General features: G+C 66.1%; 15 protein-coding genes. 2 read left to right on the forward strand and 13 right to left on the reverse strand.

The genetic code is table 11. The features are described from left to right. Nucleotides 1–29: 29 nt before the first annotated feature. Genes IGW04_RS07235 through IGW04_RS07245 form a run of 3 tightly spaced genes read right to left on the reverse strand, consistent with a single transcriptional unit; the run spans nt 30 to nt 2,479 of the window. Nucleotides 30–317 carry a DUF6587 family protein gene (locus tag IGW04_RS07235; protein ID WP_194712390.1) on the reverse strand — a complete coding sequence of 96 codons (288 nt, stop codon included), beginning with the start codon at nt 315–317 and terminating at the stop codon, nt 30–32. Between the two features lie 2 nt (nt 318–319). Then, complete coding sequence (feoB, locus tag IGW04_RS07240; RefSeq protein WP_194712391.1) at nt 320–2,197, reverse strand: ferrous iron transporter B; 1,878 nt, start codon at nt 2,195–2,197, stop codon at nt 320–322. Nucleotides 2,198–2,206: 9 nt separating this feature from the next. Beyond that, nucleotides 2,207–2,479 (reverse strand): FeoA family protein, encoded by a 273-nt coding sequence (locus IGW04_RS07245; protein WP_194712392.1) that lies wholly within the window; start codon nt 2,477–2,479, stop codon nt 2,207–2,209. Between the two features lie 455 nt (nt 2,480–2,934). On the opposite strand from IGW04_RS07245, the gene IGW04_RS07250 reads away from it, so the two are divergent. Then, nucleotides 2,935–3,219 (forward strand): diguanylate cyclase domain-containing protein, encoded by a 285-nt coding sequence (locus IGW04_RS07250; protein WP_194712393.1) that lies wholly within the window; start codon nt 2,935–2,937, stop codon nt 3,217–3,219. A gap of 7 nt (nt 3,220–3,226) precedes the next feature. Here the strand turns inward: IGW04_RS07250 and IGW04_RS07255 are convergent, their stop codons facing one another. Both IGW04_RS07255 and IGW04_RS07260 read right to left on the reverse strand, forming a co-directional pair. Continuing rightward, nucleotides 3,227–5,014: a putative bifunctional diguanylate cyclase/phosphodiesterase gene (locus tag IGW04_RS07255; protein ID WP_194712394.1), complete on the reverse strand. Its 1,788-nt coding sequence runs from the start codon at nt 5,012–5,014 to the stop codon at nt 3,227–3,229. Then, nucleotides 4,992–5,213: a hypothetical protein gene (locus IGW04_RS07260; protein WP_194712395.1), complete on the reverse strand. Its 222-nt coding sequence runs from the start codon at nt 5,211–5,213 to the stop codon at nt 4,992–4,994. Before IGW04_RS07260 ends, IGW04_RS07255 begins: the two co-directional genes overlap by 23 nt. Nucleotides 5,214–5,313: 100 nt before the next feature. Here IGW04_RS07260 and IGW04_RS26115 point away from each other — a divergent pair, with 100 nt between their 5' ends. Then, nucleotides 5,314–6,534 (forward strand): diguanylate cyclase, encoded by a 1,221-nt coding sequence (locus IGW04_RS26115; protein ID WP_194712396.1) that lies wholly within the window; start codon nt 5,314–5,316, stop codon nt 6,532–6,534. On the opposite strand, the gene IGW04_RS07270 is transcribed toward IGW04_RS26115, so the two are convergent. From IGW04_RS07270 to IGW04_RS07305, 8 genes are all read right to left on the reverse strand, one after another. Further along, on the reverse strand, nt 6,516–7,082 hold the full coding sequence (locus IGW04_RS07270) for a M23 family metallopeptidase (protein ID WP_194712397.1): 567 nt from the start codon (nt 7,080–7,082) through the stop codon (nt 6,516–6,518). The genes IGW04_RS26115 and IGW04_RS07270 overlap by 19 nt on opposite strands. 88 nt (nt 7,083–7,170) lie before the next feature. Further along, a complete protein-coding gene (locus IGW04_RS07275) occupies nt 7,171–8,691 on the reverse strand; it encodes an ATP-binding response regulator (protein WP_194712398.1) in 1,521 nt (506 codons plus the stop codon). Between the two features lie 13 nt (nt 8,692–8,704). Next, nucleotides 8,705–10,495, reverse strand: a complete 1,791-nt coding sequence (locus IGW04_RS07280; RefSeq protein ID WP_194712399.1) for an ATP-binding protein — start codon at nt 10,493–10,495, stop codon at nt 8,705–8,707. Nucleotides 10,496–10,501: 6 nt separating this feature from the next. Further along, the gene (locus IGW04_RS07285; RefSeq protein ID WP_228526911.1) at nt 10,502–11,509 is read right to left on the reverse strand and encodes an ATP-binding SpoIIE family protein phosphatase; all 1,008 of its coding nucleotides are present in this window, start codon (nt 11,507–11,509) and stop codon (nt 10,502–10,504) included. Then, nucleotides 11,506–11,859, reverse strand: coding sequence for an anti-sigma regulatory factor (locus tag IGW04_RS07290; protein WP_194712503.1), 354 nt, complete (start codon nt 11,857–11,859; stop codon nt 11,506–11,508). The genes IGW04_RS07285 and IGW04_RS07290 overlap by 4 nt, the downstream gene beginning before the upstream one ends. Before the next feature lie 114 nt (nt 11,860–11,973). Next, complete coding sequence (locus tag IGW04_RS07295; protein WP_194712401.1) at nt 11,974–12,333, reverse strand: STAS domain-containing protein; 360 nt, start codon at nt 12,331–12,333, stop codon at nt 11,974–11,976. 7 nt (nt 12,334–12,340) lie between these two features. Then, a complete protein-coding gene (locus IGW04_RS07300) occupies nt 12,341–13,198 on the reverse strand; it encodes an STAS domain-containing protein (protein WP_194712402.1) in 858 nt (285 codons plus the stop codon). A 198-nt stretch (nt 13,199–13,396) separates the two neighbouring features. Continuing rightward, complete coding sequence (locus tag IGW04_RS07305; protein ID WP_194712403.1) at nt 13,397–14,164, reverse strand: HesA/MoeB/ThiF family protein; 768 nt, start codon at nt 14,162–14,164, stop codon at nt 13,397–13,399. Between the last annotated feature and the right edge of the window lie 34 nt (nt 14,165–14,198).

Consider the following 14,198-nt stretch of genomic DNA (forward strand, 5'->3'; position numbering starts at 1 on the left):
GCGGCGGCCTCCGCCTGGCCAGCCACGTCTCAGCGCCGTATGGTCCTGCGCAAGGCCTCCACGCCAATGCCGCCAACCACGCCATCCTTTGCCGGCGCGGCCGCGGGTTTGTCGCCGCAACTGTCGCAGCCGCCGCAGGCGCCGGCGCTGCTGGCCGGCGTGGCCAGCCTTTGCGCCAGCCGTGCCAGGCCAACCGCGCCGGCCAGTTGCGCGGCGCGCTTGCGCAGCGCGGCGCGCAGCGGCCGCGGCAGCAGGCGGCTTGCCGCCACCCACACGGCCCAGGCCACGATCAGTGCGACGATCAGGTTCTGCAGCATGGTCATCCTCCCAGGAGAGCGCGGCTGATCTGGAAGGTGGCGAATGCCGCCAGATAGGCCAGCGCAAACATGTAGCCCGCCATCGCCAGCACCGGCTTCCAGGAGTTGGTCTCGCGGCGCACGATGGACAGGGTGGAAATGCATTGCGGCGCAAACACGTACCAGGCCAGCAGCGACAGCGCGGTCGGCAGGGTCCAGGTTGCCGAGATCATCGGCGTGAGCGTGGTGGCCAGCGCGTCGCCGGTGGCCGACAGCGCATAGACGGTGCCCAGCGCGCCGACCGCCACTTCACGCGCGGCCAGGCCAGGGATCAGCGCAATCGCGATCTGCCAGTTGAAGCCGACCGGCGCAAAGACAAGCTGCAGCCACTGGCCCAGCTGCCCTGCCAGGCTGTACTGGATGGCCGGACCGGTGGCGCCGGCCGGCGGCGCCGGGAAGCTGGAAAGGAACCACAGCAGCACCATCAGCGCCAGGATGATGGTGCCGACCCGGCTGACGAAGATGCGGGCCCGCTCCCACAGGCCGATGGCCAGGTTGCGCAGGTTGGGCCAGTGATAGTCGGGCAGTTCCAGCATCAGCGCATGCGCGCCCTTGTTGCCCAGGGTGCGCTTGAAGACCCAGGCCACCGCCATCGCCGAGACGATGCCCAGCACGTACAGGCCGAACAGCACCAGGCCCTGCAGGTTGAAGATGCCCACCGAGCGCTCGGGAATGAAGGCGCCGATGATCAGCGCATACACCGGCAGCCGCGCCGAACAGGTCATCAGCGGCGCGATCATGATGGTGGCCAGGCGGTCGCGCGGGTTCTGTATGGTGCGGGTGGCCATGATGCCCGGCACCGCGCAGGCAAAGCTCGACAGCAGCGGAATGAAGGCGCGGCCCGAGAGACCGACGCTGCCCATCAGGCGGTCGAGCAGGAAGGCCGCGCGCGGCAGGTAGCCGGAATCCTCCAGCGCCAGGATGAACAGGAACAGGATCAGGATCTGCGGCAGGAACACCAGCACGCTGCCCACGCCGGACAGGATGCCGTCCACCAGCAGGCTGCGCAGCAGGCCGTCGGGCATCGCGTCGCGCACCAGCGCGCCGAGGCCGTCGACGCCATCCTTGATCAGTTCCATTGGCCACTGCGACCAGGAAAACACCGCCTGGAAGATCAGGAACAGCACGGCGGCCAGGATCACGTAGCCCGCCACCGGATGCAGCACCACCGCATCGATGCGCTCGCCGGGCACGTTCTCGCGGCCGGGGTTGGCAACCGCCGCTTCCAGGATGCGCCTGACGCGGGCCTGGGTGTCTTCCACCGTGGCGGCGTCGCTCTCCGCACCAGGCACGCCGGCCTGGGGCGGCAGGCCGGCATGGTCGGCGGCGATTTGGTCGAGCTGCGCCAGCAGCGCGCTGGCGCCGCCCGGCTGCACGGCCACGGTTTCGATCACCGGAATGCCCAGTTCGCGCTGCAGCGCGGCGATGTCAATCTGCATGCCGCGCTTCCTGGCCACGTCCATCATGTTGACCGCCAGCACGGTTGGCCGCTTCAGGCGCAGGACCTCCAGCACCAGGCGCAGGTTCAGCCGCAGCCGGGTGGCGTCCACCACCAGCACCACCAGGTCGGGCGCGGCCTCGTCGGCGCGGGCGCCCAGCAGCACCTCGCGGGTGATGGCCTCGTCGGGCGTCATCGGTTTCAGGCTGTATGCGCCGGGCAGGTCGGTGACCTGGTAGGCCCGTCCGGTGGCGGAGAAGAACTGGCCTTCCTTGCGCTCGACGGTGACGCCGGCATAGTTGGCCACTTTCTGGCGCGCGCCGGTGAGGCGGTTGAAGAGCGCGGTCTTGCCGCAGTTGGGATTGCCCACCAGGGCAAGGCGCAGGGGCCGGATGGCATTCATGAACGGTAATTACGAAGGAATGACTTGGACCATCGCCGCCTCGAAGCGGCGCAGCGCGAACGTGGTGGCGCCCACGCGCACCGCGATCGGATCGGCGCCGGGAAACGACACCGCCACGACGCGCACGGCCTCGCCAGGCACGAAACCCAGTTCGCGCAAGCGCAGCTGCACCGCGCGTTCCTCGTCGCCGGCAGCGTCGGCCATGCCCGCGACCACGGCGCGCTCGCCCTTGCGCAGTAGCGACAGGGGCTGGCTGGCAGCCTGTGGAAGGGAGCGGGGCATGATGGCTTGTTGGATGGCTGACATGGGCAGAGAGAGCGGGGCGTGGCGGAGATATAAGTGTAGCACCGTAATGATAATTATTCTTAATTGAGCGGTGCGGTAATAGACACGGTAGCGTTTAAGTGGGCAGGCGCATTGGCGCGCCTGTTATTCCGCCTGCCTGCGCATCCTGTCATTGCCTCCTTGTAACTCAAATTGCCAAGATGCATCGCTCTTGTCTCTGTTCAAGGAAGAATGCTTTCCTGTCAGACGCGATGTCGCCACAAGAAAAGTAGCGTGCGGGAGAAACATATCGTTCTGTCCATATAATTACCTGGATGCAATATTCTCCTGTGCGCCATCGTTGCCGTTCCTGCCGTCTTTGGCGTTTCACCCTGAGTTGATGCCATGCTGAGTCCCGTCATGTTTTTGCTGATCACGGGCTCCTTGTGCCGGGATCGCTGGCGCGCAGCAGCATGCCCGTCACCATCGACTGCCTTGCCCGCCTGGGCGGCGAGGAATTCGCGCTGCTGCTGCCGTATTCCGGCACGGCGGCGGCAATGCAGGTGGCGCAACGCCTGCGGCAACTGCTGGAACGGCTAGAGCCGGGCGCCCTGCCGGCGGAAGAGCCGTTTTCCGCGCTGCTCGGCCATGCCCATGCCGCGCTGTACGAGGCCGAGCATGCCGGGCGCAACCTGGGTCCGGCTGGCCGAAACAGCCTGAGCCGGCGCGCAGGCCAGCCCGCGGGCCGGGTCGGGTGAAATCGCCCTACGCCGGCAGGCGGGCCAGAAACAGCTGGAATTCCGCCAGGGACAGCGGTCCCGCCAGCAGATAGCCCTGGCCGTCGTCACAGCCGGCGTCGCGCATCCGGTCGCGCAGGGGCAGGGTTTCGATGCCGGTGGCAGTGACGCGTATGTCCAGCGCATGCGCCAGCGTGACCAGCGCTTTCAGGAAACCTGGCCTGGCGCTGTCCTGTGTCGGGTCGAGCTTGACGGTATCGACCGGCAGGTGCTGGATGCAGGCGAGGGCGCCGCCGCCCGCGCCGAAGTGGTCGACGGCAATCCGCACGCCATGGGCCTTCAGTGCCCCCAGGCGCCGTGCCGCCGCGTCGAGGTCGTCGGTCAGGGCAGTCTCGGCCAGTTCCAGTTCCAGCAGTTGCGGCGCCAGGCCGGCGGCTTCCAGCGCAGCGCCCAGCCGTTCGCCCAGCGCCGGATGACACAGCTGCCGTGCCGACAGATTCACCGACACCCGCAGCGCGCGGCCGAACTGGCGTTGCAGGCGGCCACCCTGCAGGCAGGCTTGCCGCAGCGCCCAGTGGCCGATGTCATCCATCAGGTCAAGCTGCTGCGCCACCGGAATGAAGTCCTGCGGCGCAATCCGGCCCAGGTGGGGATGATTCCAGCGCAGCAGGGCTTCCATGCCGGTCACCGCCATGCTGCGCAGGTCGAGGCGCGGCTGGTAATGCAGTTCGAACTCGCCGCGTTCCAGCGCACGGTGCAGCGCCTGTTCCATCAGCATTCTGGCGCGCGCCCTGGCATTGACCTCGGCTTCAAAAAAGCACCAGCTGTTGCGGCCTGCTGCCTTGGCGCGGTGCAGCGCGGCGTCGGCATGCCGGAACAGCGTTTCGCGGGTGGCGGCATCGGCCGGATGCATCGCCACGCCGATTGACGCACTGATGCCGGCTTCCTCCCCGCCCATGCTGAATGGCGCCGCCAGCGCTGCCAGCAGGCGGCCGGCGGTGGCCGCGGCGTCGGAGGCGCCCGCTGGGCAACGCGCCGCCACGACAAATTCATCGCCCCCCAGACGGGCGACGATGCCATCGGCCGGCAGCATGGCCCGCAGGCGCAGCGCCACCTGGCGCAACAGCTGGTCGCCCGCTTCATGCCCCAGCATCTCGTTGACTTTGCGGAACTGGTCGAGGTCCAGGAACATCAGCGCGACCGGCTTGCCGTCCGCCTGCTCCAGCAGGTGCTGCAGCCGTTGATTGAGCAGTGTCCGGTCGGGCAGGCCGGTCAGCGCATCATGCAAGGCCAGTTCCTGCGAGCGGTTTTCCGGCAGCCCGTCCCCGGCCTGGCTCAAAAAACAGTGCAGCCTGTCTGGTGCGCCGCTGGCATCCCGGCTCACGCTGGCATGCAGGCGCACCGGGATCGCATGACCGTCCCGGTGGCGCAAGCTGCGTATGCCGGGCAGCATGGCATCGTCGTCGCCTGGCGTGCGCGGACCATCCGGAAGCAGCCAGGCCAGATTGCGGCCGGTCAGATCGGCCGGCGCATGACCGCTCATGGCGCACAGCGCCGGATTCGCCTCCAGCAGCACGCCGTCGCGACTGGCCAGCAGATAAGGAGAAGGAGCCAGCGCGATCAGGTCATGCAATTGCTGCCGTGACTCGCGCAGGCGCTGCGCGGCCTGTAGCAGCGGCCCATCGGCCTGTTCGCCAGCATTGGCAGGAGTCTGCTGCGCTTTGAATTCCCTGGCTGCCGACGGATTGCCGATGGTCGAAGGCTGCGCCTGGCTGGCATGCGCACGGCTGTTTTCAGGAAAGGGACGCTGATTCATTGGCGCTATCGCAAGAGAATTTCTCTTCAGAAATATATAGCATGGCTATCAAAATTACCATTCTACATATCGACAGAAATTGCGCCTGAACAATAAATTTCCCTGAAAAAATTTTTCGGAATCCAGTTTCTGGTGCGATAAAAGGACGTTTGCTGTTCCCAAGCTGAGGATGCCCAAAGTGCGATAAAGGATAGCCCATGCTTTTTTTCCGGAAACATTCCTCAGCCCCCTTTCCCCGCCTTGTCGCCACGCATCCCGGCGGCCAACGCGTCAGTTCCAGGCACTCGCCGGGCCCGGCCATGGCCACACTGGTTTGGCCGCTGGCATGCGGCCTGGCTGGCATGGCCCTCTGGCTCAGTCTGCAATGGTGGGACATCAACAATGCGGCGCTCAGCGATGCGGAAGCGGCACTCGGGCCGGAACCGGAAACCGGCAATCCGCCTGGCAAGGCGACCTCTCCCGCGTCGGCGATGCTGGCGCGGTACCGGGAACTGGTGCACCAGCATCTGTTCATCGCCAACATGCTGCTTTTCGCCCTGGGGCTGGGCGGCATGGCGCTGGCGGTGCGTCTGGACAAGCGCAGGCAGCTTGCCGAGCAAATGCGCGGCGCCTGCCTGAAAGCCATGGACGCCGGCAAGGAAGGCTTGCTGATCCTTCTTCCGGTACGGCAGCACGGCGGCCGCTTCACTGATTTCATCATTCAGGACTGCAATGAGCGCGGCGCCGAACACGCCGGCCTGGCCAGGTGCGACCTGCTGGGAAGGCGGCTGGGCGAACTGCGCGACAGCGAAGGGATTGCCGGCCTGGTCCAGGCATGCAGTCATGCGATGGCCGCCGGATCGCACGAGGAAGAACTGGAAACCACGCGTAACGGCCAGCGCATCTGCCTGCACCGGCGTCTGCTGCGCGCCGATGCCGGCCTGGTCATCCTTCTGCGCGACGTCTCCGAGACCAGGGCGAATCAGGACGTCCTGATGAAAATGGCCCACGTGGACGCGCTGACCGGCTTGCCCAACCGTCTCTGGCTCACGAATTTCCTGCCCCGTGCAATCGAGTCGGCCGCTGCCAACGCTTCCAGCCTGGCTGTTCTGTTCATCGACCTCGACAATTTCAAATCAGTCAACGACACCTTCGGCCATGATGCCGGCGATGCGCTGCTGGTGGCAGCCGCCGGCCGGCTGGCCGCCGCGGTTCGAACGGAAGACAAGCTGGCGCGCCTTGGCGGCGATGAGTTCGTCATCGTCCTGGCGCAGGCGGATCATGCCGAGATCGTCCAGATCGCCCGCCGCATCAACAACACCCTGGCGGAAGACTTCCTGCTGAACGACCGCCAATGCTGCCGAACCCAGGCCTCGATCGGCATCAGCCTGTATCCGCAGGACGGCACCTGCGCCGCTCCCCTGCTGCGCAATGCCGACCTCGCGATGTACACAGCCAAGAGCAGCGGCAAGGGCCGCCATGCGTTCCATGACGCCAGCCCGGCCGCGCCGGCCAACGCGCTTCAGCCGGCTGAGGCATGAGCCGGCGCCCGTGCCTGCGCGTGCCTTACCAGCAGGGGATAGGGATTGATGGCGCCGGCATTGGTGTAGACGCCGTAATGCAGATGCGGCGGCGTGCCGCGCGCATTGCCGGTGGTGCCGACATAACCCAGCACATTGCCGCTGGCGACCCGCTGCCCGCGGCGCACGTCGGAAAAGCGGTCGAGATGGGCATAGTAATGCCGCTGCCCGCCCGGTCCGAGCACCCACACCACCTGCCCCCCGAGACGGTTGTTGCCCACATCCAGCACGATGCCTTCGGTGGCGGACCGTACCGGGCGGCCGCGCGGCGCGAAGATGTCCAGGCCCTCATGGCGCCGGGCGCCGCCGTCGCGCGGCGCATGCCAGTTGTCGCGCAACGCGGCCCGATGCACGCCGTCGACCGGCATGGCCAGCGACTGCGGCGCCGGCATCGCCGCCAGCCGGGCAGCGTACCAGGCCATCTTCAGCGGCGCCTCCGCCAGGAACAGCAGGAACAGCACCAGCACGGCGAGCGCGAGGCGGCCAATGAGACGGGACAGCGTGGGCATGCATTCGGGAGAGGGAAATGGGCCTGCTGTTTGGAGTGGCGGCGCCGGCGCGGGTTCAATGCCTGCGCCGGCAGCCTGGGAGGCTGCCTCAGGCCGGGGGCTTGCGCGAGGTCAGCGCCATCAGCGCATCGAAATTGATCGGCTTGACCAGGTGATGGTCGAAGCCGGCCGCCATCGCATCCTTCTTGTCCTTCTGCTGGCCGTAACCGGTCAGCGCCACCAGCGTTGCCCTGGCTGTTTCGGGCATGCCGCGCAGGGTCGACGCCACTTCATAGCCGGTCATGTCGGGCAGGCCGATGTCCAGGAAAACGGTGTCAGGCCGGAAGCTGGCCGCGGTGGCGATCGCGTCCTTGCCGGTATTGCTGGTGGCAACCGTGTGGCCATTGATCTCCAGCAGCGCGCACAGCATGGCGGCGGAGTCGGCGCTGTCGTCCACCACCAGGATGCGTTGACCATGCAGGGCGCTGGACTCAGCGGCCGCTGTCGCCGGCGCCGGCAGCGGGGCGCTCGCCATCACCGGCAACCTGACCTCGAAGGTGCTGCCCTGTCCTTCGCCCCGGCTGCTGACAGTGACCGTGCCGCCGTGCAGCTCGACCAGTTTCCTCACCAGCGACAGGCCGATGCCGAGGCCATCCTGGACCCGGTCGGACACATGCTGGGCCTGGGCGAACAGGTCGAAGATGCGCGCCGCATTGTCGGGCGCGATGCCGATGCCGTTGTCGGCAATGCGTATCACCAGCACGTCGCCTTCGAGCGCGGCGGTCAGCGTGACCTGGCCGCCCACCGGGGTGAACTTGGCGGCATTGTGCAGCAGGTTGCCGATGATCTGGGCCAGCCGCACATTGTCGCCATGCAGCGTGACGCTCTGCGGCGGCAGGGTGACCGATAGCGCATGCTGGCGCGACGCCATGATCGGCTGCACGGTTTCCAGCGCGGTGCCGATGAAGGCCGCCAGTTCGGTTGGCTCGCGCCGCAGGGTGATCTTGCCCTGGTTGATGCGCGAGACATCCAGCAGGTCGTCGACCAGGCGCACCAGGTGGTTGGTCTGGCGGATGATGGTCTGGCGCGCCTGCTCCTGCTGCTGCGGCGCATCGTTGCCGATCTGGCGCAGAAGTTCGACCGCATTGCGTATCGGGCCCAGCGGATTGCGCAGCTCATGCGCGAGCGTGGCCAGGAACTCGTCCTTCTGGCGGTCGGCATCGCGCAGTTGCCGTTCCACCCGGCCCAGGCGCAGCAGCGCCTTCACATTGGCCACCAGTTCCTCCGGCTCGATCGGCTCGAACAGGTAGTTGTCGGCGCCGCCGTCCAGGGCGCGGATCTTGTCGGCGCTGGACAGGTAGGACGCCGAGGTCTGCAGCACCAGGATCGAGCCCATGGCCGGATCCTGCTTGAGCATGCGGCATACCTCCATGCCATGGATGTCGGGCAGCTTCATGTCCAGCAGCACCAGGTCAGGATGGTGTTCATTGGCCATCTGCAGGGCTTCACCGCCGCTGGCGGCCTCGATCACCTTCAGTCCGGCGCGGGTCAGGATGCGCGTCTTGGCATAGCGGGCGCCGTCGTTGTCGTCGACGTTCAGCACCAGGGATTCATGCTTGCTTGCACTCATAAAGCCGGCCGCCTCACAACGGGCTCTCCTTGTTTGTCTGTGTGCCGGCGCCGGTCAGGTAGTCCAGCGTGGACAGCAGTTCCCGTCGTGACAACGGCTTGATGTAATAGGCATCGGCGCCCAGCGCCAGGCCCTTGCGCTTGTCGTCGGTCTGGGTGGCCAGCACCACCGGCACCCGCGCACGGCGCTGGTCGCTCTTGATGTCTGCCAGCCAGCGCCAGGTTTCTTCTCCCTTCAGGCTAATGTCCAGCAGCACCGCCGCCGGCTCCTGCACCAGCCACTGTTCCTCGGCTTGCCGCACGCTGGCCGCATGCACCGGCCGGAATGCCGAGCCATGCAGGAAGCGCTCGTACAGCAGGCGGGTGGATTCGTCATCCTCCACCACCAGCACCGGCCGCCGCCCATCGGGCTGGCCGTCCTGGCTGCCGGAGCTGGCCGCTGGCGACGCGGCCGGCGCCGGCAACGCCGCATAATGCACCGGCAGCACCACCGAAAAGGTCGACCCTTCGCCCAGCGTGCTTTGCAGCTCGACCCGCCCGCCCAGCAGCGCGGCCAGCTTGCGGCATAGCGGCAGGCCCAGGCCAGTGCCCTTGACCCGCTTCTGCATGCGGTTCTCGACCTGGGTGAATTCCTCGAACACCAGCTGCTGGCTTTCCTCGGGGATGCCAACGCCGGTATCGCGGACCGACAGCCGTACCGACTGCTCCGACGGCAGGGCGGCGGCGCTGATCCTGACTTCGCCGGCATCGGTGAACTTCAGCGCATTGGAAATGAAATTGCGCAGGATCTGCGACAGCTTGGCCTCGTCGGTGTACAGGGCAGGCACGCCGACCGGGTCATCGAATTCCAGCCGCACCGATTCGCTGACCAGCAGCGGGCGCAGCATGCCGCGCAGCGCCGAAAACAGCTCGGCCACTTCGAATTTGCCGGGGCGGATGTCGATCTTGCCGGCTTCGATCTTGGCCAGGTCGAGCAGGTCATTGACCAGTTCCGACAGGTCTTCCGCGCCGCGCAGGATGAAGTTGACCTGCTTTTCCTGCTCCGCCGTGAGTTCGCCGTCAACCCGGTCCAGCAGCAGCTTGGACAGCGCCCGGATCGAACTGAGCGGCGTGCGGAACTCATGGCTCATGTTGGACAAAAAGCGCGACTTCATCTCGTCGGCGCGGCGCAGGTGGCCGGCCTTTTCATCGAGCTCGGCATACAGCGCCACCACGCCGCGGTTGGTGTCTTCCAGTTCGCGCGTGAGCTGCAGCAGTTCTTCCTGTCGCGCCTTGAGCTCGGCCAGCGTGGACAGCAGTTCGCGGTTCTGCTGCTGCACTTCGGTCAGCGTGGCTTCGGCCGGCATGGCCGCCAGGCGCGCGCCGATGTCGCCGATCAGCGCCGGCGTGAGCAGGCGCGCCTGCGCCGGAAAGAGCTTCTTCAATTCCACCAGCGTGCCGCCGGGGCCGGTATCGATCGTGAAGCGGTCCATCAGCCGCTGCGCGCCCAAGAGGCCCATGCCCATGCCGGTCGGCGACTTGTACTGTCCCGCCAGGATGGCTTCGAGATCGGCGATGCCGGGTCCATGGTCTTCGATGCGGATGATCAGCACCTGCGGCGCGGTTTCGCCCTCGATCAGGAATTCCGCGCGGCCCGGCGCGGCATAGTTGAACACATTGCGCGCGATTTCCGACACCGCCGTGGCAATGCGCGCCTGGTCCTGCAGGCCAAAGCCGCACAGCGCCGCGATCTGGCGGGCGCGCTGCCGGCAGGCCACGACATCGAACTCGGCCTGGATGCCCACGGTGAGGATGCGCTTGGTCATCTGCGGCTACTCCCGGTTCCTGTGTGCCACCACCACGCTGACATCGTCGCGGTGGCGGGCATGATCGCGGTACAGGACGGCGGCGATCAGGGAAGGATGATGCCGCAGCAGGCCGGGATAGCGTTCCAGGTCCCAGCGGGTGGCCAGGCCGTCACTGTGCATGATCAGGAGGTCATCGTCGCCGAAGTCCATCCGGAACTCCTGCACCTTGCGCATATTGCTGCCCACGATGCCATTGTGCGACACCAGATGCCGGGAGGTTCCTGCCGCATGCATCGAGACGCTGATGTTGCCGATGCCGGCAAAGCGCAGGCTGCCCTCGGCCGGATTCAGGCAGGCCACCGCCAGCGCGGCGCCGCGCGTGCCATGCAGGGCAATGTGGGCGCGCTGCAGCAGCGTTTCCGGCGCGAAGGTTGCCTGCGCATCCACCAGGGCCACCGCTGCCTGGGAAGCGCGGGCTGCCTCCGGGCCATGGCCGAGGCCGTCGGCCACCATCAGCAACAGCTCGGCATTCCTGCAGGCAGCGCCCCAGGCGTCGCCGCATGCATGCTCGCTGGGCAGGGGCAGGCAGACGGCGCCCACCGTCCATGGCGTCGATGGCGGCGCGGCGGCCCAGACCGCCATGCGCAGCACGGTGCCGTGATCGCGGTCGGTGTAGAGGTCGAATTCATCGGCCACCCGCCGCATCGCGCCCAGGCCCACGCCATAACTGCCGGCGGTGGACATGCCGTCGCGCATGGCCAGGTCCAGGTTGGCGAAACCCGGCCCCTTGTCGATGGCCAGGATTTCCATGCCCCGCGTGCCGTCGCCCTCCAGCGGCCGCAGCAGGATGTCGCCGCTGCCGGCATGCTTCAGGATGTTGGTGGCGGCCTCGGTGATCACCAGGGCCGCCTTGCCCGCCATGGTTTCATTGAAGCCCAGCGTGCCGGCCAGGGTATTGCCGGCGCGTCGCACGGCGGCGATGCCGCTGCTCTCGGTGACCGGGTGGATGGTCTGGGGTGCCAGGGAGTTCAAAACAGCTTCCACTTCGCAATGCGTACCGTCGTGCCCTGGCCGGGCGCCGTGGTCAGTTCGAAATCATCGGCCAGGCGGCGCGCGCCGCCCAGTCCCAGGCCCATGCCGTTGCCGGTGGTGTAGCCATCCGTCAGCGCCAGATTCACATCCTCGATGCCAGGCCCCTGGTCGATGAAGCTGAGGATGACGCCGCGCCGGCCGCCATCGGTCACTTTCTCGATATGCGCCTCGCCGCCGCCGCCGTAGCGCAGCGTGTTGCGCCCGAGTTCGCTGGCCGCGGTGATCATCTTGGTTTGCTCGATCAGGGAAAAACCGATGGACACCAGGCACTCGCGCAAGACCTGGCGCATGCGCACCACGTCCTCGTCCGCACGCAGCGGAACCACCTTCACATCGATGTCGTTGCCAATCAAGACGTTACCTTTCGTGCAGACCGCAGGCCAGCATCCGGCATGCAGTCAGCCTCATGAAAAACTGCCCAGGTTCAACATGGTCATGCCGCGTTCGACATTCAGGGCGGTCTTCACGCCTTCCAGTGTCAGGCCCAGTTCGACCAGGGTGATCGCCACTGCGGGCTGCATGCCGACCAGTACCGTGTCCGCATCCAAAATTTTGGCCATTGCAGCAATGTTATTGATCATCCGACCGATAAAAGAATCTACCAGATCGAGCGCGGAGATATCGATCAGCACGCCCTTGGCACGATCTTTCACAATACGTGTGGTCAGGTCGTCCTGCAGCGTCATTGCCAGCCGGTCATGCATGTCGACCTGGATGGTGACCAGCAGCAACTGGCCCATTTTCAATATTGGAATACGCTCCATGCGAACCTCAGCGGTCTTTCTGGACAATGACGGAACCGGCGCGCTGGAGCGCCACCAGGAAGGCGTCGGCCAGGGTGGCCTTGGTGATCACGTCTTCCAGGTTCACGCCAAGATGGACGATGGTCTGGGCAATTTGCGGCCGGATGCCGCTGATGATGCAGTCCGCGCCCATCAGCCGCGCTGCCGCCACGGTTTTCAGCAGATGCTGCGCCACCAGGGTATCGACGGTTGGCACGCCAGTGATGTCGATGATCGCAATCGAGGCGCCGGTGTCGACGATTTTCTGCAGCAGGCTTTCCATCACCACCTGGGTGCGGGCGCTGTCCAGGGTGCCGATCAGGGGCAGCGCCAGCACGTCTTTCCAAAGCTGCACGACCGGCGTCGACAGTTCCAGCAGTTCCTGCTGCTGGCGCATGATGACCTGTTCGCGGGATTTCTGGTAAGACTCGACAGTGAACAGGCCCAGCTTGTCGAACAGCGAATTGGTCGCCATGATTTCATTGACCAGCGTGACCGGGTCGCCCGACAGTTCGGTCTGCAAATAGGTGGTCAGCGGCTCCTTCAGCGAAAACACGAAGTTGGCGGTTTCGATCGAACTGTAGCCCTGGCGCACCCGGTTGGCCGAGATTTCGCCCAACAGCTGGCGCGCCTCCTGCCAGGCGCTCGAATCGATGTCAGTGCTGCCGGCCTTGCTCAGCGTCGTGCCCACCAGCTTGAGGAAACGGCTGGCCTGCTGGCGAAGTTCGGCTTCGGCATGCGCATCGCGCCGGCTAATGCGGGAAATCAGTGAAGCCAGCCAGCCTTCCAGCAGTTTTTCCTGGTGTTCAATGATGATGTCGCCCAGACGGCCGGTTTCATTTTGCATAGCGGTTCCTTGTAAGTACATGTGCCATTGAGGCCAGGGAAGGGAAGGCGTGACATGCATGCCAAAAGGCAATAGCCCTGGGCATTATAAAATATGCAGCATCGTTTCAGAGGAACGTTATTGCAAAGATGGACATTCCTTTATTTCGCGCAATCTTGCCTGCGCGTTGAATGCGTGCAATATTTGACGGGTCTTGTTCTACGCTGAGGCGCCGGCATGCCGCGCGCCGCATACCGGGCAGGCCGGGTTGCGCGATATCCGTATGCTGGTCCACTCCATGGTCATCGCGTCAAGCAGCAGCAGGCGGCCGGCCAGCGCCTCGCCCAGGCCGGCCAGCAGCTTCAGCGCCTCGGCCGCCTGCATGGTGCCGATGATGCCCACCAGCGGCGCGAACACGCCCATGGTGGCGCACTGGACTTCCTCGAATTCCTGGTCGGGCGGGAACAGGCAGGCATAGCAGGGCGCGTCCGGCCGGCTGCTGTCAAATACCGAGATCTGGCCATCGAAGCGGATGGCCGCACCCGACACCAGCGGCACGCCGGCCGCGACACAGGCGGCATTGACCGCGTGGCGGGTGGCGAAATTGTCGCTGCAGTCCAGCACCACGTCCGCCTCGGCCGTCAACGCGCGCAGCCGCTCGCCTTCCAGCCGCTCGGTCAGGGCAAGCACTTCCACTTCGGGATTGATGCCCGCCAGGGTCAGCTTGCCGGACTGCGCCTTCGGCTGGCCGACGCGGTCGGTGGTATGCAGGATCTGCCGCTGAAGATTGGTCAGGTCCACCGTGTCGTTGTCGACCAGCGTGATGCGGCCGACGCCGGCGGAGGCGAGGTAGAACGCGGCGGGCGAACCCAGCCCGCCGGCGCCGATCACCAGCGCATGCCCGGCCAGCAGTTTTTCCTGACCCTCGATGCCGATCGGGTCGAGCAGGATATGGCGGGAATAGCGCAGCAGTTGTTCGTCGTTCATGGATGGGGCCAGGCCTGAAAAAGCAAGGCCGCAT

This window comes from Noviherbaspirillum soli, assembly GCF_015352955.1.
Taxonomy (GTDB): Bacteria; Pseudomonadota; Gammaproteobacteria; order Burkholderiales; family Burkholderiaceae_D; genus Noviherbaspirillum_A; species Noviherbaspirillum_A soli.

Bases quoted from the DNA above. Each gene is read 5' to 3' on its own strand.
- feoB (WP_194712391.1), bottom strand. From the start codon at position 2,197: ATGAATGCCATCCGGCCCCTGCGCCTTGCCCTGGTGGGCAATCCCAAC.
- IGW04_RS07295 (WP_194712401.1), bottom strand. From the start codon at position 12,333: ATGGAGCGTATTCCAATATTGAAAATGGGCCAGTTGCTGCTGGTCACC.
- IGW04_RS07270 (WP_194712397.1), bottom strand. From the start codon at position 7,082: ATGCCCACGCTGTCCCGTCTCATTGGCCGCCTCGCGCTCGCCGTGCTG.
- IGW04_RS07260 (WP_194712395.1), bottom strand. From the start codon at position 5,213: ATGGGCTATCCTTTATCGCACTTTGGGCATCCTCAGCTTGGGAACAGC.
- IGW04_RS07280 (WP_194712399.1), bottom strand. From the start codon at position 10,495: ATGACCAAGCGCATCCTCACCGTGGGCATCCAGGCCGAGTTCGATGTC.
- IGW04_RS07275 (WP_194712398.1), bottom strand. From the start codon at position 8,691: ATGAGTGCAAGCAAGCATGAATCCCTGGTGCTGAACGTCGACGACAAC.
- IGW04_RS07305 (WP_194712403.1), bottom strand. From the start codon at position 14,164: ATGAACGACGAACAACTGCTGCGCTATTCCCGCCATATCCTGCTCGAC.
- IGW04_RS07300 (WP_194712402.1), bottom strand. From the start codon at position 13,198: ATGCAAAATGAAACCGGCCGTCTGGGCGACATCATCATTGAACACCAG.
- IGW04_RS26115 (WP_194712396.1), top strand. From the start codon at position 5,314: ATGGCCACACTGGTTTGGCCGCTGGCATGCGGCCTGGCTGGCATGGCC.
- IGW04_RS07245 (WP_194712392.1), bottom strand. From the start codon at position 2,479: ATGCCCCGCTCCCTTCCACAGGCTGCCAGCCAGCCCCTGTCGCTACTG.
- IGW04_RS07255 (WP_194712394.1), bottom strand. From the start codon at position 5,014: ATGAATCAGCGTCCCTTTCCTGAAAACAGCCGTGCGCATGCCAGCCAG.
- IGW04_RS07290 (WP_194712503.1), bottom strand. From the start codon at position 11,859: ATGCGCCAGGTCTTGCGCGAGTGCCTGGTGTCCATCGGTTTTTCCCTG.
- IGW04_RS07235 (WP_194712390.1), bottom strand. From the start codon at position 317: ATGCTGCAGAACCTGATCGTCGCACTGATCGTGGCCTGGGCCGTGTGG.
- IGW04_RS07250 (WP_194712393.1), top strand. From the start codon at position 2,935: ATGCCCGTCACCATCGACTGCCTTGCCCGCCTGGGCGGCGAGGAATTC.